Annotated in this window: 14 protein-coding genes; 5 read left to right on the top strand and 9 right to left on the bottom strand. The window is 63.2% G+C overall.

The annotated features are described in order from the left end of the window. Positions 1–258: 258 nt before the first annotated feature. Together gltB and EB233_RS10010 are read left to right on the top strand one after the other, a co-directional pair. A complete protein-coding gene (gene gltB / locus EB233_RS10005; RefSeq protein WP_064992106.1) occupies positions 259–5,004 on the top strand; it encodes a glutamate synthase large subunit in 4,746 nt (1,581 codons plus the stop codon). 141 nt (positions 5,005–5,145) lie between these two features. Next, positions 5,146–6,600: a glutamate synthase subunit beta gene (locus tag EB233_RS10010; protein ID WP_027056748.1), complete on the top strand. Its 1,455-nt coding sequence runs from the start codon at positions 5,146–5,148 to the stop codon at positions 6,598–6,600. A gap of 122 nt (positions 6,601–6,722) precedes the next feature. On the opposite strand, the gene EB233_RS10015 is transcribed toward EB233_RS10010, so the two are convergent. Further along, positions 6,723–7,955, bottom strand: coding sequence for an SGNH/GDSL hydrolase family protein (locus EB233_RS10015; RefSeq protein WP_064992107.1), 1,233 nt, complete (start codon positions 7,953–7,955; stop codon positions 6,723–6,725). Positions 7,956–8,079: 124 nt separating this feature from the next. After that, positions 8,080–9,303 carry a lytic murein transglycosylase gene (locus EB233_RS10020; protein WP_064992132.1) on the bottom strand — a complete coding sequence of 408 codons (1,224 nt, stop codon included), beginning with the start codon at positions 9,301–9,303 and terminating at the stop codon, positions 8,080–8,082. Positions 9,304–9,514: 211 nt separating this feature from the next. Between EB233_RS10020 and galU the strand changes: the two genes are divergently transcribed. Continuing rightward, on the top strand, positions 9,515–10,420 hold the full coding sequence (gene galU / locus EB233_RS10025; protein ID WP_032918626.1) for a UTP--glucose-1-phosphate uridylyltransferase GalU: 906 nt from the start codon (positions 9,515–9,517) through the stop codon (positions 10,418–10,420). 25 nt (positions 10,421–10,445) lie between these two features. On the opposite strand, the gene EB233_RS10030 is transcribed toward galU, so the two are convergent. After that, the gene (locus EB233_RS10030; protein WP_064992108.1) at positions 10,446–12,233 is read right to left on the bottom strand and encodes an outer membrane beta-barrel protein; all 1,788 of its coding nucleotides are present in this window, start codon (positions 12,231–12,233) and stop codon (positions 10,446–10,448) included. 196 nt (positions 12,234–12,429) lie between these two features. Here EB233_RS10030 and EB233_RS10035 point away from each other — a divergent pair, with 196 nt between their 5' ends. Together EB233_RS10035 and EB233_RS10040 are read left to right on the top strand one after the other, a co-directional pair. Next, entirely contained in the window at positions 12,430–13,431 is a 1,002-nt protein-coding gene (locus EB233_RS10035; RefSeq protein WP_064992109.1) for a KpsF/GutQ family sugar-phosphate isomerase, read from the top strand. 57 nt (positions 13,432–13,488) lie between these two features. Beyond that, positions 13,489–14,481, top strand: a complete 993-nt coding sequence (locus tag EB233_RS10040) for an IS481 family transposase (protein WP_027055698.1) — start codon at positions 13,489–13,491, stop codon at positions 14,479–14,481. Between the two features lie 35 nt (positions 14,482–14,516). On the opposite strand, the gene EB233_RS10045 is transcribed toward EB233_RS10040, so the two are convergent. From EB233_RS10045 to omp10, 6 genes are all read right to left on the bottom strand, one after another. Then, positions 14,517–14,981, bottom strand: a complete 465-nt coding sequence (locus EB233_RS10045; RefSeq protein ID WP_064988985.1) for an NfeD family protein — start codon at positions 14,979–14,981, stop codon at positions 14,517–14,519. Between the two features lie 22 nt (positions 14,982–15,003). Then, entirely contained in the window at positions 15,004–15,954 is a 951-nt protein-coding gene (locus EB233_RS10050) for an SPFH domain-containing protein (RefSeq protein WP_027056755.1), read from the bottom strand. Between the two features lie 120 nt (positions 15,955–16,074). Further along, on the bottom strand, positions 16,075–17,286 hold the full coding sequence (locus EB233_RS10055; RefSeq protein ID WP_064988984.1) for an NAD(P)/FAD-dependent oxidoreductase: 1,212 nt from the start codon (positions 17,284–17,286) through the stop codon (positions 16,075–16,077). Positions 17,287–17,338: 52 nt separating this feature from the next. After that, positions 17,339–18,403, bottom strand: a complete 1,065-nt coding sequence (hemH, locus tag EB233_RS10060; RefSeq protein ID WP_064988983.1) for a ferrochelatase — start codon at positions 18,401–18,403, stop codon at positions 17,339–17,341. Positions 18,404–18,537: 134 nt separating this feature from the next. Next, positions 18,538–20,616, bottom strand: a complete 2,079-nt coding sequence (locus EB233_RS10065) for a bifunctional metallophosphatase/5'-nucleotidase (protein WP_064988982.1) — start codon at positions 20,614–20,616, stop codon at positions 18,538–18,540. 187 nt (positions 20,617–20,803) lie between these two features. Continuing rightward, positions 20,804–21,184: an outer membrane lipoprotein Omp10 gene (gene omp10 / locus EB233_RS10070; RefSeq protein ID WP_027056759.1), complete on the bottom strand. Its 381-nt coding sequence runs from the start codon at positions 21,182–21,184 to the stop codon at positions 20,804–20,806. Between the last annotated feature and the right edge of the window lie 144 nt (positions 21,185–21,328).

The following is a 21,328-nucleotide window of genomic DNA, read 5'->3' on the forward strand; positions in this document are numbered from 1 at the left end:
GCTGTCTTATTTTGTCGCACAAAACAGGCTGGATTGGCGTAACATATTGGCCTCTCCGGCTGTTGCCGCGAGCGACAGGTGGACGGCCAGACGCTGGCCTGTACGATACCAGATGCGAACCATGCGGAAAGCCGCCTGGTTCGGCAAGGATTTCGCAAGACGTGCCGCAAGGATCAGGGTGAGCCAAGCGCTTGCCGAGGCAAATTAGCGACCGAAGACATGGCCAGCGCCTGAAGGGCTGGAACGGAGGACAAGACAATGACGGACATGACGCTCTCTGCGACGAACGGCCAGGCCGCGCAGACGAAAGCGGCTGCCGTCAAAAATACTTCGCGAACCGATACTGGTCGAACCGACATTGGCCGAACCGGGTTTGCCCCTCGGGGCCTCTACGATCCGCGCAACGAACATGACGCCTGCGGCGTCGGCTTCATCGTCAACATGAAGGGCGTGAAGTCGCATCAGATCGTCAAGGACGGGCTTGCCGTGCTCGAAAACCTGACGCATCGCGGCGCCGTCGGCGCCGACCCGCTGGTCGGCGATGGCGCCGGCGTGCTGGTGCAGCTTCCCGACCAGTTCTTCCGCGAGGAAATGGCGGCCCAGGGCATCGAATTGCCGGCGGCGGGCCAGTACGGCGTCGGACACTGGTTCATGCCGCAGGACGCGGCCCTGCGCGCCCATATCGAGGACATCATCGCCGAATCGGCGCAGTCCGAAGGGCTCCCGCTCATCGGCTTCCGCGACGTGCCCGTCGACAATTCCTCGCTGTCGAAGGCGCCCGACATCGTCGCGTCCGAGCCGTTCCATCGCCAGGTCTTCATCGGCCGCACGGCCGACATTCCCGACGACGAAGAATACGAGGCCCGGCTCTATCTGCTGCGCAAGGTCATCTCGGGCCGAATCTATTCCGAGAACGACAACAAGGACATCGGCGCCTATTGCGTGTCGCTGTCGGCGCGCACCATCGTCTACAAGGGCATGTTCCTGGCCTATCAGGTTGGCGCCTACTACAAGGATCTCAAGGACCCGCGTTTCGAGACCGCGCTGATCCTCGTGCATCAGCGTTTCTCGACCAACACCTTCCCGTCGTGGAAGCTGGCGCATCCCTACCGCATGGTCGCCCACAATGGCGAGATCAACACCGTGCGCGGCAACAACAACTGGATGGCGGCCAGACAGGCTTCTGTCGATTCGGAACTGTTCGGCAACAACATCTCGAAGCTCTGGCCGATCTCCTATGACGGCCAGTCCGACACGGCATGTTTCGACAATGCGCTCGAATTCCTGTTCCAGGGCGGCTACAGCCTCAGCCATGCCATGATGATGCTGATCCCGGAAGCCTGGGCCGGCAACAAGCTCATGGATGCGGATCGCAAGGCCTTCTACGAATACCATGCGGCGCTGATGGAGCCGTGGGACGGGCCGGCGGCGGTGGCTTTCACCGACGGCCGCCAGATTGGCGCTACGCTCGACCGCAACGGACTGCGCCCGGCACGCTACATCGTCACCGACGACGACCGCGTCATCATGGCGTCCGAGGCCGGCGTGCTGCCGGTGCCGGAAGAAAAGATCGTCCAGAAGTGGCGGCTGCAACCCGGCCGGATGCTTCTGATCGACCTCGCCAAGGGCCGCATCGTCCCCGACGAGGAGATCAAGTCGGAGATCGCGACCAAGCATCCCTACAAAACCTGGCTCGCCAACACGCAGCTCATCCTGGAGGATCTGAAGCCGGTCGAACCGCGTGCGCTGCGCAAGGATGTCAGCCTGCTCGATCGCCAGCAGGCGTTCGGGTACACCCAGGAAGACACCAAGCTGTTGATGTCGCCAATGGCGACCACCGGCCAGGAAGCGGTGGGCTCGATGGGCACCGACACGCCGATCTCGGCGATGTCGGACAAGTCGAAGCTGCTCTACACCTATTTCAAGCAGAACTTCGCCCAGGTCACCAATCCGCCGATCGACCCGATCCGCGAGGAACTGGTGATGAGCCTGGTGTCCTTCATCGGGCCGCGGCCGAACATTTTCGACCTTGTCGGCAATTCGCGCCGCAAGCGGCTCGAAGTGCGCCAGCCGATCCTGACCAATGGCGATCTCGAAAAGATCCGCTCGATCGGCCACACCGAGGACCGTTTCGACACCAAGACGATCGACATCACCTACGGTTCGAACGAAGGCGCTGCCGGCATGCAGGGCGCTATCGACCGCTTGTGCGAGCGCGCGGAAGCGGCGGTCGCCGGCGGCTATAACATCATCATCCTGTCCGACCGTCAGCTCGGCCCGGATCGCATCGCCATTCCGGCGCTGCTGGCGACGGCCGCTGTGCATCATCACCTGATCCGCAAGGGGCTGCGCACCTCCGTCGGCCTCGTCGTCGAATCCGGCGAGCCGCGCGAAGTGCATCATTTCTGCTGCCTCGCCGGCTATGGCGCCGAAGCGATCAACCCCTACCTTGCCTTCGACACGCTGCTCGACATGCACAAGCGCGGCGAGCTGCCGGAAGAGGTCGACGCCTATGAAGTCGTGTCGCGCTACATCAAGTCGATCGGCAAGGGCATCCTCAAGGTGATGTCCAAGATGGGCATCTCGACCTACCAGTCCTATTGCGGCGCGCAGATCTTCGACGCTATCGGGCTGAAGACCGATTTCGTGCAGAAGTATTTCACCGGCACGGCGACGCTGATCGAAGGCGTCGGGCTGGACGAGGTCGCCGACGAAACCGTCAGCCGTCACACGGACGGTTTCGGCAACGATCCGGTGCTGCGCAACAATCTGGAGGTTGGCGGCGAATATCTGTTCCGCATGCGCGGCGAGGCGCATATGTGGTCGCCCGACGCGGTCGCTACCTTGCAGCATGCGGTGCGCCAGGGCTCGTGGGAGACGTTCAAGGACTATTCGGCGCAGATCGACAGCGAGACGGCCCGCGCCCAGGCGATCCGCGGCCTGTTCAAGATCAAGCTGGCGGACGAGACCGGGCGCAAGAAGGTCGCGCTCGACGACGTCATGTCCGCAGCCGACATCGTCAAGCGCTTCTCGACCGGGGCGATGTCGTTCGGCTCGATCTCGCGTGAGGCGCACACCACGCTGGCGCGCGCCATGAACCAGATCGGCGGCAAGTCGAACACCGGCGAGGGCGGCGAAGAGGCCGACCGCTACCTGCCGCTGCCCGGCGGCGGCAAGAACCCGGAACGCTCGGCGATCAAGCAGGTCGCCTCAGGGCGGTTCGGTGTGACGGCCGAGTATCTCGTCAACTCCGATGTGATGCAGATCAAGGTGGCGCAGGGCGCCAAGCCCGGCGAGGGCGGCCAATTGCCCGGCCACAAGGTCGACGCGACCATTGCCAAGGTCCGGCACTCGACGCCGGGCGTCGGCCTGATCTCGCCACCGCCGCACCACGACATCTATTCAATCGAGGATCTGGCGCAGCTGATCTACGATCTGAAGAACGTCAATCCGGCGGCCGACGTCTCGGTCAAGCTGGTGTCGGAAGTCGGTGTCGGCACGGTCGCGGCCGGGGTCGCCAAGGCGCGAGCCGACCACATCACCATCTCGGGCTATGACGGCGGCACGGGCGCCTCGCCGCTGACTTCGCTCAAGCATGCCGGCAGCCCCTGGGAAATGGGCCTCGCCGAGACGCACCAGACGCTGGTGCTGAACGGCTTGCGCTCACGTGTGGCGCTGCAGGTCGATGGCGGTTTGCGCACCGGGCGCGATGTCATCATCGGCGCGTTGCTTGGCGCAGACGAGTTCGGCTTCTCGACCGCGCCCTTGATCGCGGCCGGCTGCATCATGATGCGCAAGTGCCACCTCAACACCTGCCCGGTTGGCGTCGCCACCCAGGATCCGGTTCTGCGCAAGCGCTTCAAGGGTACGCCCGAGCATGTCATCAACTTCTTCTTCTATGTGGCGGAAGAGGTGAGGGCGCTGCTGGCCGACATGGGCTTCACCCATATCGACCAGATCATCGGCGACAGCGACCTTCTGGAAAAGCGTGACGTCATCCAGCATTGGAAAGCGCGGGGCCTCGACTTCTCGAAGATGTTCTACAAGCCCGATGCGCCGCATGAGGCGGTGCACTGGACCGAACGGCAGAAGCACCCGATCGACGACGTGCTCGACCGCAAGCTGATCGAACTGGCCAAGCCCGCACTGGAGGCCAAGCAGCCGGTCAAGATCGAGGTCGACATCCGCAATGTCGACCGTTCGACGGGCGCCATGCTGTCGGGCGAAGTGGCCAAGCGCTTCAAGCACAAGGGCCTGCGCGAGGACACCATCTCGGTGAAGCTGACCGGCACCGCCGGCCAGTCCTTCGGTGCCTTCCTGGCGCGCGGCGTCTCGTTCGAGCTCGTCGGCGCCGGCAACGATTATGTCGGCAAAGGCCTGTCAGGCGGCCGCATCGTCATCCGGCCGCCGGAAGAGGCCCGGATCGTCGCGGCCGACTCCATCATCGTCGGCAATACGGTGCTCTATGGCGCGACCGAGGGCGAAGCCTATTTCGCCGGTGTCGCCGGCGAGCGTTTCGCGGTTCGCAATTCGGGCGTCGCCGCCGTCGTCGAAGGCGTCGGCGACCATGGCTGCGAATACATGACCGGCGGTGTCGTCGTCGTCATCGGCAAAACCGGGCGCAACTTTGCCGCCGGCATGTCGGGCGGCGTCGCCTATGTGCTGGATGAGGCCGGCGATTTCGCCGAGCGCTGCAACATGGCGATGGTCGAGCTGGAGCCGGTTCCGGAAGAAGACGATCTGATGGAAAAGCTGCTGCACCATGGCGGCGACCTCGACCACAAGGGCCGCGTCGACGTGTCGGGCGACATGACCAGCCATGACGAGGAAAGGCTCTATCAGCTGATCTCGAACCACGTCCACTATACGGGTTCGGTGCGCGGCCGCGAGATCCTCGACGACTGGACGACGTTCCGGCCTAAATTCCGCAAGATCATGCCGGTCGAATACCGCCGCGCGCTGATCGAGATGGAACGCATGCGCATGGGCGTCGCGGCCGAGTAGGCTTAAGAGAATTGCCGGGGAGCCCAGGCTTCCCGGCCCCTTCATCGACAGTTTGACCTCTGGCGCAAGGTTGCCATGGCTGCCTCAAGAGGTTAACGGGTGCGGCGAAAACCGTACCTTCTGGACAGCAGGAACTGGACTATGGGCAAGGTAACAGGCTTTCTCGAAATCGACCGGCAGGTGCACAAGTACCAGCCGGCCTCCGACCGCATCCGGCATTTCCGCGAGTTCACGCTGCCGATGTCGGACAAGGAGGTCGAGAAACAGGCCGCGCGCTGCATGGATTGCGGCATTCCGTTCTGTCACGGGCCGACAGGCTGCCCGATCCACAACCAGATCCCGGACTGGAACGACCTCGTCTACAACCGGGACTGGGACAACGCGATCCGCAACCTGCACTCGACCAACAATTTCCCGGAATTCACTGGCCGCATCTGCCCCGCGCCCTGCGAGGAGGCCTGCACGCTGAACCTCGAGGACATTCCGGTCGCCATCAAGACGGTGGAGCAGGCGATCGCCGACAAGGCTTACGAGACCGGCCACATCCGGCCCTATCCGCCGGAGAAGAAGACCGGCAAGCGGGTCGCCATAATCGGTTCCGGCCCGGCCGGAATGGCCGCAGCCCAGCAGCTTGGCCGCGCGGGCCATGACGTCCATGTCTATGAGCGCGAGAGCCGTCCGGGCGGGCTGATGCGCTACGGCATTCCCGACTTCAAGATCGAGAAGCACTATATCGACCGGCGCATCGAGCAGATGCAGGGCGAGGGCGTGACATTCCATTGCGGCGTCAATGTCGGTGTCGACAAGAAGGTCGCCGAACTGCTCGCCGAGCATGATGCCGTGCTCTATTGCGGCGGCTCGGAAACGCCGCGCGCGGCCAACATTCCAGGCGACGATCTCGGCGGCGTGCACGACGCCATGCCCTATCTGGTACAGCAGAACCGCCGCGTCGGCGGCGAGCCGATCCAGTCGGTGGCGTGGCCGTCACATCCGATCATCGCCGGCGGCCAGCATGTCGTCGTCGTCGGCGGCGGCGATACCGCGTCGGACTGCGTCGGCACCGCCTTCCGCCAGGGTGCGGTGCGCGTCACCCAGCTCGACATCCGTCCGCAGCCACCCGAGAAGGAAGACAAGCTTGCCGTCTGGCCCTATTGGGCGACCAAGATGCGCACCTCATCCTCGCAGGCCGAGGGCGCCGAGCGCGAATTCCAGGTGGCGACGCTCGAATTCATCGGCGAAGACGGCCAGCTGACCGGCGTCAAGTGCTGCGAGGTCGACGACAAGCGCAAGCCGATCGCCGGCACCGAATTCGTCATCCGGGCCGATCTTGCTTTCATCGCCATCGGCTTTGCCGGACCGGCCGCCGCCGGCGTGGCGAAGGAACTCGAGGGTGAAATGAAAATCACCACCGACAGCCGCCGCTCCCGGAATGTCGAGGCCAATGATCGCGACTACCGGACCAGCGTCGACCGGCTCTATGCGGCGGGTGACGTGCGCCGTGGCCAGTCGCTGGTGGTCTGGGCGATCCGCGAAGGCCGCCAGGCGGCGCGCTCGATCGACGAGGCGCTGATGGGGTCGACGGTACTGCCCCGTTAGAGTAGCTCACCGTTTCACGGAAACGGCAAACCGCTCTAACTCTCTGTTTTGACGCAATTCCCAAGGGGAAGCGCTATCCGCTTCTCCCGGGAAAACCTTTTCACGCTTTTCCTGGAATTGCCCTAAGGGGTGATCGCCGTCGTCGTGTCGGTCGCAGCGGCCGTCGCCGGCGGCTCGGCCTTGGGCGGCCAGGCGAAATCGTCGGCGCGTCCGGGCGAAGCTTCTGGCGCCCTACCTTCGATCACCAGTCTTTCTCCAGGCAGAGCCGGATCGGCTTTTGCCGGGGGCGCGGCGCCGAGCAGTTCGGTGCCGCCGTCGAGTGCCGGGTCGCTGAGCAGCATGGGCGCGGTGCGGTCGATCACAATGGGTGCGGCGGCCGAGGCCGGTGCCTCGACCGGCGCACCCGCCGGTGCTGTCGCAGGAGCCACGCTGCCGGGTGCGGCCAGACCCAGGATCTTGGCCAGCGGCTTTTCGGTATAGAAGGCGAGTTTGCGCTTGCCGGCCTTGGAGACATTGATGCCGTCATCGGCGCGCAGCCGCACCGGCTGGCCGTTCATGTCGGGGCCGGTGGTGACGAAGGCGCCGTTCTCGTCGACGAAGCCGTCCCAGACATCGACGAATTCGCCGCCACTGTTTTCGGCGGCCTGATGGTAGATGTCGTTGAAGGCGAGCATGTCGGAAGTCATCTTCGGCACCCGGAAGGCCGGCATGCCGACCCAAAGGAAAGGCACCTTGGCGGCGGCGATCGCCTTGCCGAGCGCGTCGGTGCGGCGTTCATATTCCTTGGTCCAGCTCTCGGACCGGGGCTGTTCGCGCACATCGCCGACCTTCATCTGCTGGCGGTCGTTGGAGCCCAGCATGACGACCACGGCGGCGGGTTTCTCGGTCTCGATCAGCGATTTGATCTGTTCGGGCCAGTTGTAGAAATCATCGCGCACGAACCCTGACGAGCCATTGCTGCGTGCGACGATCCTGACGCCAGGATTGTCGGCAAAGGCGGTGTCCAGGCCTTCGGCAAGGCCTGCCGCCATGAAGTCGCCGACCACGAGCACGGTGCGGGCGTCCGGCGCCTTTTCGACGATCGGGGTTTCGGGTTCCGCGGGCGGACGCGGCGCGCGAGGTTTCTTCTTGGCCTTGGGCGTCGCCTTCTGGACATCCAGCGGCGGCTCGATACGCTCGCTGCGGCGCGGAAACAGAAGGTCGCGCAGCGACCAGCCGCGATTCTGCTGCGGCTGCTCCTGCGCCATGGCTGGCGCATGGAAAGCACCGGCGGCAGCAATCGCCAACAGAACGATCGCCAGACAAAGCATCGGCGTGCGACGAACAAGGATCGCGATACGCGCGGCCGAGACCAATCACTCCTCCATCCCCTTGCGCCTGGTCCCGCGGAACGGACCCGGTTTTGCGGCCGGGCGCAAGTTCAAAGTGCCATGGCGCCGGTTATGTACGCCAAAAACGCACAAGGCGCCGTGGCCGGCTCTATTTTTGCCTGAGCCATTTGAGCACTTCCAGGCTCGGATAGCCGTCCTGGGTCAAGCCGACCTTTGCCTGATAGGCCATGATGGCTGTTTTCGAGCCGTCACCGATCTTTCCGTCGAACTTGCCGTCGTAAAGCCCGTGCTGCGAAAGACGCTTCTGCAGCTCCTGTCTTTCCTCGAAGGAGAGCTTGGTGAAGGGACGCTTCCAGTCCTGGACCAGGCCGTTGCCGCCGGCGATCTCGTCGGCGAGAAGGCCAACGGCCAGGGCATATTTGTCGGCATTGTTGTAGGCCTTGATGACCGAGAAATTCCTGATCATCAGGAAGGCCGGCCCACCACGGCCATCCGGCACTTTCAGCGTCGCCTTGTCGGTGAGGGTCTTGAACGGCTTGCCGCTGGCCCTGACGACGCCAAGCGCCTGCCACTGCGCCAGCGTCTTCGAGCCTCCCGGCAGTTTGCCGGCTGGTATGGTGACCTCGTAGCCCCAGGTCTTGCCGGCCTGCCAGCCATTCTTTTTCAGCAGATTGGCCGATGTTGCCAGTGCATCGGGGATGGAATTCCAGATGTCGCGCTTGCCGTTGCCGTCCATGTCGACGGCATAGTGCTGGTAGCTGGTGGGGATGAACTGGGTCTGGCCCATGGCGCCGGCCCAGGAGCCCATCAGATGGCTTTCATCGATGTCGCCGGTCTGCAGGATCTTCAGGGCCGCGACCAACTGGGTGCGGGCATATTTCGAGCGCTTCGGATCGCCATAACCCAAGGTCGCCAGCGAACGGATGACATTGCGCATGATGTCGTCGCGCTTCAGGATCTCGCCATAGTTCGATTCCATCGACCAGATGGCGAGCAGAATGTAGCGATCGACACCGAATCGCGCCTCGATCCTGTCCAGCCACGGCTTCCATTTTTTCGCCATCTGCTGGCCGACGGCGATCGACTGATCGTGGACGCGGTTGTCGAAATAATCCCAGGCAGGCGCGGTGAATTCGGGCTGCGTGCGGGCCTTTTCCAGCACCACCGGATCAGGCTCCTTGATGTCCCTGAAGGCCTGGTCGTACACAGCGCCGGATACGCCGCCCGCGACGGCGGTGGCACGGAAGCCGGCGACCCATTGCCGGAAACCGGCATCGGCGAAGGCGGGACCGGCAGGCATCAGCACAGCGAGCGAGAGGCTGGCGGCCGTCATGACGCTGGTCAAAATTTTTGCGGCATTGCGAACGGACATGTTTTCCTCCTTCTCTGTCTCAGGAAAGACCATTCATCGCCGAACCGGGTTAGGAATTAGTTTACCATAGGTGTCGCCTGGAACGAAAAGACACCTCGATGCTTTAACCGGTGGTAGTTTTCCTCACCCGCACCAGTAATCTTCGATTCCGGCGTGAAAATGTCGCGAGACGGGGATTGCGGAGCCGGCCAGCAAACGGATAATTGAAAGCATGAAGAGAGTTCGCAAGGCAGTATTCCCGGTCGCCGGTCTCGGCACGCGGTTCCTCCCAGCCACCAAGGCTGTCCCCAAGGAGATGCTGACCGTCGTGGACCGGCCGGTCATCCAGTATGTGGTGGATGAGGCGCGGGAAGCGGGCATCGAGCATTTCATCTTCGTGACCGGCCGCAACAAGGCGGTCATCGAAGACCATTTCGATATCCAGTTCGAGCTGTATGACACGCTGGCCCAGCGCGGCAAGGACGAGCAGCTTGCCCGCCTGCAGCGGCTGCAGCCGGCGCCGGGACAAACCAGCTTCACTCGCCAGCAGGTGCCGATGGGGCTCGGTCATGCCGTCTGGTGCGCGCGCGAACTGGTCGGCGACGAGCCGTTCGCACTGTTGTTGCCCGACATGATCATGCAGTCGGAAAAGAGCTGCATGAAATCGATGGTCGAGCTCTACGAGGAAACCGGCAACAACATCATCGCCGTGCAGGAATGCGACCCGGCGGAGGCCCACAAATACGGTATCGTCGGCCGTGGCGAGGATACGCATCACGGCTTCCGCATCACCGGGATGGTGGAGAAGCCGAAGACCGGCACAGCGCCGTCCAATCTCTACATCAACGGCCGCTACATCCTCCAGCCCGAAATCTTCGGGATTCTCGAAGGCCAGGAAAAGGGCGCCGGCAACGAAATCCAGCTCACCGACGCGATGCTGAAGCTGGAAAAGCAGCAGGCTTTCTACGGTTACCATTATCAGGGCCGCACCTTCGATTGCGGTTCGCCTGAGGGCTTTGTCGAGGCCAATGTCGCCTTCGCGCTGTGGCGCAGCGACATGAACGAGAACATGGCCGGCGTCATCCGAACGCTGCTCGACGAGATGAAGCCATCGGAGCGCCGCGGGGCCGCCTTTTAGGGCACTATGCCTTCAGTAGGCGCCTTCAGCGCTGCACTTTCAGGCCGAGATAGATGCTGTTGGCGGTGTAGTCGCGGCCGGGCAGGTTGCTGGTCAGCTTTTCGGTTCTCACCCGCGTGGTGAGGCCGGCATAGCGGTTCAGCCACCAGGTCAGCCCGGTCTCGGCGGTCAAGATCCTGTCATGGCCATCGATGCCGACATAGTGGCGCCAGTCGAGACCCAGGGCCGCGTTGGCGGTCAGATTGGCGCGGATCTGGCGTTCACCAGTCAGACGGCCGGAATAGAGGATATCGCCACTTTCCCCCGCGGTGGTCGTGGTCTCGACGGTCGTCTTGCCGGTCAGTCCGATCGTGGTGCCGCGCTCCGGCGACCATTTGAGGTCGGCGTTGACGGTGGCGCCCGAAACCGCCTCCAGGCTCTTGTCATCGATCGCTTCCCGCAGCCAGCCGGCGGAAAACTCGCCGGAGAGCTTTTCGCCCATGTCGAGTTGCAGACCGGCGCGCGCGCCGAGCCGCGTCGAGGAACGCTCGAAGCCTTCATTGTCGACCCGCTGAACGTAGGCTCGGCGGCCGATCTCGATTTCGGTGAATGGGGTGAGGGCCGGGGAGATTTCGTAACCGGCGCGCAAGGTCGCGGTATAGAGCGTGTTGTCCTGGTCCTTCTGGGACAAGGAGGTGCCGTCTGAAAGCTCGGCGTCGCCATAGAAGTCGTGCGAGACCGCGCCGGTCAAGGTGTACTGCATCTTGCCGACGGCCTTTTCGACGCCGAGGCTTCCGTCGATCGTCTGCCGCAGGGGCTGAGTGCTGACGCCGGCAATGGCATTGGGCGATGAGGCCGTTTCCGGCACGGCTTCATAGCCGAGCTTGGCGATGGCGCGCAGTTCGTTGTCGAGGTCCATATTGAACTGGCCCTCGATGCGGCCCTGCGCGTCGTGAACCCGGTAGCCCGATACGGTCTCGCGGAACAGGCCGTAGCCATCGATGGTGGCGGAGTTTTCGCGCCAGTCCGAAACGGCGGTAAAGCGCAACGCCGTCTCCGACAGCAGCGCCGATGTGCCGGCACTGCTGGAATCGCCGTTGGTCGTGGCGGTCAGGCCCTGTTCGATCGACGGCCGGATGACAAAAGAGCCCCATTTGACGCCGGTGGCGGCGAATGGATCGTCCTCGGCTTTCTTGTTCTGGCCCTCGATGGCGGCAGTCCGTTCAGCGCCGGGGTCGAGCTTCTGCCTGTCGGCACTGTCGACGGTAAGGGCACGGCGGTTGGCCGCTTCCTGGTCCGTCGTGGCGTTGTCGGTGTCGTTGGCGGCCGCCGCTGTGGTGTCCGTGGTCGCGGTCGCAGCCTTCTTCTTTTTCTTTGACTTGTCGGTCGCCTTGGCGTCCGGCTTGGCCTTGTCCTGATCCGCCGCTTTCTGCCCGGCGCTCGATGGACGGCGGCGAGGCTTGGGCGGCGTCGCATTGTCGATCGAGGTATCCTCGGTCGCCTGCTGCGGGTCGAAAATGCTGCCGGTGGCCGCATCGGTGTTCGTGTCGTCGGGAACGGCGCCGGCGCTGGCCGGCAAATAGGTGCGCGGCGGCGTATCGTCCTGGGCGGCGTTGGCCGGTTGTTGCTGGCCTTGAGCGGCAAGCGCAAGCTGCCTTGCCTTGCGCTGCTGGTCGGACAGGATCGCCGATTCCGAAACCTCGCCGCGCAGCTCTGTTTCCTGGGCATGAAGCTGCCCCGGGCGCAGCAAGCCAAGCATGCTGGTCGCCAGCAGCAAGGTGCATACCGCCTTGCCCCGTCGTCCTGTCGATTTTTCTGGCTGGACCCCGGACATCGCCACCACTGCTTGCGCGGCGCTGTGCGCGCCATACTTACCGAACCGTAAATGGGGATGGTTAACGGAGGGTTGAGGCGGCGGCCGCCTGACCTGACAAAGCGCCGCTGTTTGCAGGTGCGCGAGGCCGCCGCTCCCGGACATCAGTGCCATTTCTGTTGGACAGGCGTGCGGCAAAGCGCTAATCGCATCATCCATGCATGCGCGACCCCTCGATAAGAAGCCCCTGGACAGGCAAGCGTCGATTGATTCGGCACTGAGAACGGTGGCGACCGAGCAGGCTGGAATCGCCGCCCTGGCCGAAGCGCTCGAGAACGGACTGGCCGCGCCTTTCGCCCAGGCCGTCGAGATGATCTCGAAGATCGAAGGGCGGTTGATCGTCACCGGCGTTGGCAAAAGCGGCCATATCGGCTCGAAGATCGCGGCGACGCTGGCCTCGACCGGCACACCGGCCTTCTTCGTCCATCCCGTCGAGGCCAACCATGGCGATCTCGGCATGATCGCCCGGGACGATGCCATCATCGCCATCTCCTGGTCGGGCGAGAGCAAGGAGATGATGGGCATCGTCGCCTACTCCAGGCGCTTTTCCATTCCGCTCATCGCCGTCACATCAGGCGAAACATCGGCGCTGGCACGCGCGGCCGACATCGTGCTGCTTTTGCCGCGCGCCCCGGAAGCCTGCCCGCACGGCCTGGCGCCGACGACCTCGACGCTGCTGCAACTGGTCATCGGCGATGCGCTGGCGATCGCTCTGCTCGAGGCGCGCGGCTTCACGCCGGACCATTTCCGCACCTTCCATCCAGGTGGCCAGCTCGGCGCCAATTTGACTGTGGTCTCGGAGATCATGCGGGTCGGCGACCAGATGCCGCTGGCCGCGCTCGGCACCAAGATGCCGGAAGCGGTGATGACGCTGTCGCAGAAGAAGGTCGGCTGCGTGCTGATCGTCGACGCCAATGGCGAACTGGCAGGGATCATCACCGACGGCGACGTGGCGCGCAACCTGCACCGCAATCTGGCCGACGTCATCGTCGACGAGGTAATGACCCGCACGCCCAAGACGGTCGACCCGCAGACGCTAGCCGGCACCGCGATCGCGCTGCTCAACGAGCACAATATCGGCGCCCTGGTGGTGACCAGGAACAACATGCCGCTCGGCGTCGTCCATTTCCATGATCTGCTGCGCATCGGCGCCGCCTAGGTGTTTGATCCCAGGCTTTGATGGGGCATCCTTATCTTCCGAATCAAAGGATGCGCTATGGGCCAGGTTCTGCATGGGAGCGCCACAACGACAGAGGCGGTCCGTCGAGCGATACAGTATAGTCAAGAGAGCCTGAGGGCTCTGGCCAAGCGCTACGGGATCAACCAGAAGACGGTCGCCAAATGGAAGAGGCGAACTTCAGTCGCCGATCTGCCGACTGGTCCGAAGGAACCGAGATCGACAGTGCTCTCGATCGAGGAGGAGGCAATCATCGTCGCCTTCCGGCGCTACACGTTGCTACCGCTCGACGACTGCTTTTATGCCTTGCAGCCAACCATCCCGCACCTGACGCGGTCTTCATTGCATCGCTGCCTGCAACGCCATGGCATCGGCCGCCTGACGGATGTCGAGGGTGACAAACCGGCGAAGAAGAAATTCAAGAGCTACCCGATCGGCTACTTCCACATCGACATTGCCGAGGTGAGGACCGAGCAGGGCAAGCTGCACATGTTCGTCGCCATTGATCGGACCTCGAAGTTCGCCTTCGTCGAGTTGCACGAGAAGGCCCCCACCGCCGTCTCGAGAGACTTTCTACTGCGCCTGATCGCGGCCGTTCCCTACAAGATTCATACCGTGCTTACCGATAACGGCATTCAGTTCACCACGCCCGGTGCCGGTGGCTCGGCGGTGCCGCTGATCAAGGAGGCAATCGCCAATGGCGAGATCTTCCGCGCTCACGCCTTCGAGTACACCTGCGCCAGGAACGACATCGAGCATCGCACGACCAAGGCGAGGCATCCGTGGACCAACGGCCAGGTCGAGAGAATGAACCGAACCATCAAGGACGCCACCGTCAAGCGCTTCTACTATGAGGGCCACGACCAACTACGCACCCATCTCGCCGACTTCGTTGCCGCCTACAATTTCGCTCGCAGGCTCAAGACCCTCAAAGGTCTCACCCCATACGAGTTCATCTGCAAGGCATGGGTCTCACAACCGGAACGCTTCAAACTCAATCCGCTCCAGCAAATGCCGGGACCAAACACCTAGGGCGCGCTGATATTCAGGTGAGGCCGGTCTGCAATTCAGACCCGCTCCACCGTCAGTTCGAGGTCCGTATCCGCGGCGCTCGTTACGCGCACCTGCGTGCCGGCCGGTAGGTCCGGGCCAGAGACGCGCCATAGCGTGTCGCCGAGCTTGATACGGCCACGGCCATCCTTGATCGGCTCGGCCAGCGTCGCCATCTTGCCGACCAGCTGAGCGCCGCGACGGTTGAGAAGCGGCTGGTCCGATGGCTGGTCGTGTCCGCCCATGAGTGTCTTGCCGACAAAGGCCGAGACGAGCGACAGGACGAGGAAGGCGAGTACCTGGATCTGCCAGCTCCAGATGGTGGCATCCCAGATCAGCAGCGACACCGCGCCGACGATCAGCGCGGCGATGCCGATCCAAAGCATGAAGAAGCCAGGCGCGATGACCTCTACCACCAGCAGCACGAAGCCCAGAACCATCCAGTTCCACGGGCCGAGTTCGGAAACGATGCGGTCGATCATGATCTTGATCCGCTCATAGGGATTAATTGTCGCTTGGCTTGATGACCGGCGGGCGCGCTGCCTGCCGTTGCGTACCGGCCGGACCGTCGCCCTTGAACACTTCCCGGGCGATCTCGCCGATACCGCCAAGCGTGCCGATCAGCGACGAGGCTTCGAGTGGCATCAGCACCACCTTGCTGTTCGTGGCCGAACCGATCCTGGTCAGGGCCTCGGTGTATTTCTGGGCAACGAAGTAGTTCAGCGCCTGCACGTCGCCCTTGGAAATCGCTTCCGACACCACCTGGGTGGCGCGAGCCTCGGCCTCGGCCGAGCGTTCACGCGCCTCGGCGTCGCGGAAGGCGGCTTCCTTGCGGCCTTCGGCTTCGAGGATCTGCGACTGCTTGAGGCCTTCGGCGGCCAGGATCTGCGCGCGCTTGTTACGCTCGGCGGTCATCTGGCGGCCCATCGATTCGATGAGATTGGCCGGCGGGTTGATGTCCTTGATCTCGACGCGGGTAATCTTGATGCCCCATGGATGCGCCGCCTCGTCGACGACACGCAGCAGGCGCTCGTTGATGGCGTCGCGGTTCGACAGCAACTCGTCGAGGTCCATCGAACCCATGACGGTACGGATGTTGGTCATGGTCAGGTTGAGGATGGCGTTCTGCAGGCCGGAAACCTGGTAGGCGGCCTGCGCCGCGTTGAGGATCTGGAAGAAGGCGATGCCGTCGACGCCGACGATGGCGTTGTCGCGGGTGATGATCTCCTGGCTCGGAACGTCGAGCACCTGCTCCATCATGTTCATCTTGGCGCCAATGCGGTCGACGAACGGGAAGATGAAGTTGAGGCCCGGGCTCAGTGTCTTGGTGTAACGGCCAAAACGCTCCACCGTATAGTTGTAGCCTTGCGGAATAGTCCTGATGCCTTTGATGAGAAGCACCAGTACCAGAAGTGCAAGTGCACCAATCGCAATATCAAAACCACTGAAACCCATTTGGCTCTCCCTCGAAAGCGGGCCACGCGAGCCATTCCCGCGCAACCAGCTTCACCAAAGACTTAAGTGTGTTTCAGGTGCGTTACAATCAGGTGATGATGGATTGTTTACGGGCTACACTCACCGGTTGAAGGCGAAGAGCTCTGCATCCGTGTCGGCGAGCCCTTTGATCGAAGCCGAAATAATTTCGGAAGCGATCTGCGAGAAGGTGATGCCATTGCCGCCATAACCCATGACTGCATGGATGCGTGGATGCCTGGGAATGGCACCGATATAGGGTAGGCCGGTGGTCGTGGTGCCGAACGAACCGGTCCAGGCGAATTCGGGGTCGACATCGAGATGGGGAAACAGCTGACCGAGTTTCGCGGCGATGCGGGCGCTCTTGTCGGCGATCAGTTCATCGCGCCGCGTCTCGTCGACAAAATCCTCGTCCTCGCCACCGCAGATGACACGGCCGTCGGCCGTCGCCCTGACATAGAGATAGGGATCCGACGCTTCCCAGATGAACGCCGCACCCGGCCAGAGTTTCCGCGGCTGCGGGCGTGTCGCGATCGCCCAGGTCGAGATGACCTGGTGCGCCGCCGCCGGCACGATGTCGACCAGTTCGTAACCGGTGGCCAGAACCACATGCCGTGCCGTGATGGCCGGGCCATCCTTCGTGGCGACGACCACCTCATCGGCACTGCCCTCGATCGCAGTCGCTTCGACGGGAGCGTAGAAGCGGGCATTTCGCTCCAAGGCCTTGAGCAGCAGCCCGGCCGTGAGCTTGCGCGGGTCGAGCGCGATGTTGTCCGGGCTGAGGATGGCGCCGTCGCGGTCGATGCCGTATCGCTCGGCCAGCGGGGCCGGTGTGAGATAGGTCGCCTTGATGCCAGCCTGCCGCCGCGCGTCGGCCTCCTCCCGCAATTCCGCGGGACCCAGCACCGTGCCTGCCAGATAGAGCGACTGCGTGCGAGTTGGGCGGCATTTGATGCCAAGTTCTGCGATGCGGCCAGCAAGATTGGTCACGGCGAGCCGCGAGCGTCGCCAGGCCTGTCGTGCGGATGTCTTGCCGATCATCCTCGAGAGGGTCGAAAGCGGCTGGTCGATTTCGAACTGCACAAGCGCGGTGGTCGCGGGCGTCGAGCCTTTCAGCGGCCCGCGCCGGTCGATGCAGATCACCTCATGGCCGTCCGCCGTCAGCGCCTCGGCCATCATGGCGCCGCTGATGCCCATGCCAATGATCAGCACATCGGTTTTGACGTCCCTTGTCAGACTGGCCGTCGGCACGACAGGCGCCCGATAGGTGGACCAGACGGGCCGGCCAGTTCTGAGGTCGAGTTTGCGGGGCATCAAATTCTCCGAAGGCGCGCCTCAACGCTCCGGAGTGGCCGTTGTTCCGATGTTAGACCCAGCCAGACAGTTCGCGCCGCACCATCGCCTCGATCACCGCCATGCCTTCGGCGCTGTCGTTGAGGCAAGGGATGTGGGCGAAATTCTTGCCGCCGGCGTGGTGGAAGGTCTCGGCCGCTTCCCTCCCGATCTCGTCCAGCGTCTCGATACAGTCGACGGAAAAGCCGGGATTGACGATGGCGATCGACTTGACGCCGTCCTTGCCGAGTTTCTCCACGGTCTTGTCAGTGTAAGGCTGCAGCCATTCCTGCGCGCCGAAGCGCGACTGGAAGGTGGTGATCAGTTTCTTTTCGTCCCAGCCAAGCCTGTCGCGCAACAGCCGCGTCGTCTTCAGGCAGTGGCAATGATAGGGATCGCCCTTCTCGAAATAGGGTTTGGGAATGCCGTGATAGGAGGTGATGACCACCTCCGGCTCGAAATCCAGCGTCGCCACGTGCTGCTCGATCGAACGCGCCAGCGCCTCGATGTAGACGGGTTCGTCGTAGTAGGGCGGCACGCTGCGGATCGCGGGCGCGCGGCGCATTTTCATCAAGGCGCGAAACAGCTGGTCGTTGGCGGTCGCGGTGGTGGTCGCGGAATATTGCGGATAGAGCGGAAACGACAGAATGCGGTCGCAGCCTTGCGCGACCAGCTTCTCAGCCACGCTCGCCGTTGAAGGGTTGCCATAGCGCATTGCCCAGTCGACGGTGACATCGGGCAGGTCGCGCAGCGCCTCCGCCAGTTTTTCGCCCTGGGCGCGGGTGTAGGTGCGCAGCGGCGACTCGTTCTTCTCACTGTTCCAGATCCTGGCGTAGTTGGCGCCCGACTTCTTCGGCCGCGAGGTCAGCACCAGGCCGTAGAGGATCGGATACCAGATCGCCCTGTTGAGCTCGATGACGCGCGGGTCGGACAGGAATTCGCGTAGATAGCGCCACATCGGCTTGAACTCGGTGCCATCAGGCGTGCCGAGATTGACCAGCATGACGCCGACCTTGCCGGCCTTGACCGGCGGATGTCCGGCGGGTAACGGGCCGACGGCCTTCGCGGCTTTGGCATCGACTGGGGTGGAAAGCGTCATAAGGGTTCTCCAGGAGACGCGAACCTAACCATCTTGCGCGCTCGTTCAATGCAGCGTCTGGCCGCACCTTAGCTTGAAAACGGTAAACCCGCCCGGTTTCCCAGGCGGGTTGTGTTGGAAGAGGCGAAGCGGCGTTACTTCGCCGGGATGGTCAGCGTCGCGCCAAGCTTGAGCTGATGGGGTCTTTGACCCTTGTTGGCCTCATAGATCAGTTTCCACTTGGTCGCATCGCCATAGGCTTTCTTGGCCAGATCCCAGTAGGTATCGCCGGCAACGATGACATGGCTGCCGGTAGTAGCGGGAGCGGCTTCAGCGGGCTTTGCCGGTTCTGCAGGCTTCGCGGGTTCTGCCGGCGCGGGTGCCGGAGCAGCTTCGGCCGGCTTTGCTGGTTCGGCTGGTGCAGGTGCAGCCTCCGTCGACATGGCCGGCGGAGTGTTGGCAATATCGCCTGAGTTGGCGGGCAATTCGGGCATTGCCGGTGCTGCTTCCGCAGCCTTTGCCGGTTCAGCCGGTTTCGCGGCCTCGGCCGGTGCGGGCGCCGCCGTTGCCGGCGCTGTTTCGGCTGGTTTGGCAGGCTCCGCGGCCGGTGCCGCGGCGACAGTCGCGGCAATCTCGGTGATGCGGCCGTCGAGCTTGGGCGTGTAGGGCCGGTGGGCGCCGAGATAGTCGGCCACGACCTGTTCGAGGCCAGGACCGTAATCATAGGCGTTCTTGGCCTTTTCGGCGAAGACCTTGTAGCCGTCGCCGCCCTGGCGGACATAGTTGTTGGTGGCGACAAGATAGTCCTTGTCGGGATTGATCGGCGTCCAGGCGCCGTTCTCCATCACCTCGACCGACTTGACGCGGCCGGCATTGGGGGCGACCGACTTGTCGAAGGAATATTTGAGGCCCGCCACCTGCGGGAAGCGGCCGGCGCCGTCCTCGATCTGGCTGAGGCCGCCTTCGAGACCGGCGACCAGGTCCTTGCCCGAAATCTGGAAGGTCGCCAGCGTGTTCTGGAACGGCAGCACGGTCAGCACCTCGCCCATGGTGACGGTGCCCTTGTCGATGGAGGCACGCAAGCCGCCGCCATTGGAAATGACGATCTCGACGCCCTGTCCCTTGACGCGGTCGAGTATGGCGTCGGAGACGAGGTTGCCCATCGCGCACTCCTTGGTACGGCAATTCTCGCGGCTGCCGTCGATCACGTCGGTGGTCTCGGCGACTTCCTTGTTCTTCAAGGTCTCGATCGGCGCGCCGAGTTCCTTGATGCGGGCAAGCACGGCGGGATCGGGCGTGATCGACTTGTCGAGATAGATCGGGTCGCCGCTCGCCGACTTGACGTTGCCATTGTCGTCGAACACGACCTTGAACTCGCCGAGATATTTCGAATAGGAGGCCGCCTGCACGACCGGCACCTTGTAGCCGCCGGGGTTGTCGACCATCGTCGGATAGGGGCCCGCCGCCTTCGGATCGGTGTTCGACAAAAGCGTGTGGCTGTGGCCGCCGACGACAACGTCGATGCCCGGGATCTTGGCGATGACATCGCGCTCCCTGTTGTAGCCGATATGGGTCACGGCGATGATCTTGTTGACGCCTTGCGCCTTGAGCTTCTCGACTTCCGCGGTGATAGACTTGACGTCGTCGGCGATCGCGATGTTGGGGCCGGGGGAAGCGAGTTCGGGCGTGTCGTTGGTCACGGCGCCGACAATGCCGATCTTCTGTCCACCGACCTCGACGACGATCGACGGCTTGATCTTGCCCGCCGCGCCGGACTTGTCGTTGGGCACGACATTGGCGCTGACGATGGGGAATTTCGCCTTGTCGAGGTAAGGCACCAGCGCGCTTTCGCCATCGTCGAATTCGTGGTTGCCGAGCGTCACCGCGTCGGGCTTTATCTGGTTGAGGAATTCCTCTTCCACCGCACCCTTGTAGGTAGTGTAGAACAGCGATCCCTGGAAGCTGTCGCCTGCATTGAGCAACAGCACGTTCTGCCCTTCGAGCTTCTTGCGCTCCTGGGCGATCGCGGTGATCAACCGGCCGGCGCCGCCAATGCATTCGCCCTTGGTCTCCTCGTCGGCCGAACAGGTCGACTCGTATTTGTTGTTGCCTTCGATGCGGCTGTGCCAATCGTTGAAATGCAAAATGTTCAATGTGTAGTCGGCAAAGGATGCGCCGGCCGACAGGCCGAGCGTTGATGCGGATAAGGCCAGAATGGCGGCAATCTTCTTCATCTAAGTCTCCCGGCGGGCTGATCGGAGGCGTTTAACGCGCTTGCTCGACTGGGATATAACAGTCAGCGGCTAGGTCATGTTCCCATCGCGTTCGGGCTGAGGCAAGCGGAAACGGCGCGCGTCGCTGACGGCGCAAAAAGACGGCGGCCATTTGGCCGCCGCTCTTGAACAGGCAATAGTTGGCGGCTCAGGCGCGCCGGGTCAGGACGAAGTTTTGGCCGGATGCGCTGGTGCAGTTCAGCTGGCTGGTAGAGACCATCAGGCAGTTGAAGCTCACCGCAGTCTGGCGGATCAGCGACGTACCGTTGATCTCGACCGACGTAGGCCCGACCATGGTGTAGCTTCCGTCGGAGAGCTTCTGCCCGGTGTCAGTGGCGACAGTCGTGAATTTGCCGTTGGCGAAGGTCGACAGGCCGGTGCCTTTGGCATCGATCCAGGAGCCTTCAACGCCTTTCGGCGTGGCTGCCGCCATTGGTGGTTGTTCCGGGCCGCTGGTGGTACAGGCCGCGAGCAATGTGGCGATGGCACCCGCCATGCCCATCGAAAGAACTTTGCGCGCAATAGTCATCTGAAATCCTCTCCAAACACATCGGCTCAAAATCGGATTCGATTTTGGAAGGCACGATGCGAACGTCCAAAGTGCTGGGACGGGCGGGCGCCCCGCAAGACGCACGCTGCCCCAGGCCGCATTTCTTCAATCGCCCGATTTCCG

It is taken from the genome of Mesorhizobium erdmanii, assembly GCF_013170725.1.
Lineage (GTDB): Bacteria > Pseudomonadota > Alphaproteobacteria > Rhizobiales > Rhizobiaceae > Mesorhizobium > Mesorhizobium erdmanii.

Coding starts and splice junctions, on each gene's coding strand:
- gltB (WP_064992106.1), top strand. CDS start 259: ATGACGGACATGACGCTCTCTGCGACGAACGGCCAGGCCGCGCAGACG.
- EB233_RS10010 (WP_027056748.1), top strand. CDS start 5,146: ATGGGCAAGGTAACAGGCTTTCTCGAAATCGACCGGCAGGTGCACAAG.
- EB233_RS10020 (WP_064992132.1), bottom strand. CDS start 9,303: ATGTCCGTTCGCAATGCCGCAAAAATTTTGACCAGCGTCATGACGGCC.
- galU (WP_032918626.1), top strand. CDS start 9,515: ATGAAGAGAGTTCGCAAGGCAGTATTCCCGGTCGCCGGTCTCGGCACG.
- EB233_RS10030 (WP_064992108.1), bottom strand. CDS start 12,233: ATGTCCGGGGTCCAGCCAGAAAAATCGACAGGACGACGGGGCAAGGCG.
- EB233_RS10035 (WP_064992109.1), top strand. CDS start 12,430: ATGCATGCGCGACCCCTCGATAAGAAGCCCCTGGACAGGCAAGCGTCG.
- EB233_RS10040 (WP_027055698.1), top strand. CDS start 13,489: ATGGGCCAGGTTCTGCATGGGAGCGCCACAACGACAGAGGCGGTCCGT.
- EB233_RS10045 (WP_064988985.1), bottom strand. CDS start 14,981: ATGATCGACCGCATCGTTTCCGAACTCGGCCCGTGGAACTGGATGGTT.
- EB233_RS10050 (WP_027056755.1), bottom strand. CDS start 15,954: ATGGGTTTCAGTGGTTTTGATATTGCGATTGGTGCACTTGCACTTCTG.
- EB233_RS10055 (WP_064988984.1), bottom strand. CDS start 17,286: ATGCCCCGCAAACTCGACCTCAGAACTGGCCGGCCCGTCTGGTCCACC.
- hemH (WP_064988983.1), bottom strand. CDS start 18,403: ATGACGCTTTCCACCCCAGTCGATGCCAAAGCCGCGAAGGCCGTCGGC.
- EB233_RS10065 (WP_064988982.1), bottom strand. CDS start 20,616: ATGAAGAAGATTGCCGCCATTCTGGCCTTATCCGCATCAACGCTCGGC.
- omp10 (WP_027056759.1), bottom strand. CDS start 21,184: ATGACTATTGCGCGCAAAGTTCTTTCGATGGGCATGGCGGGTGCCATC.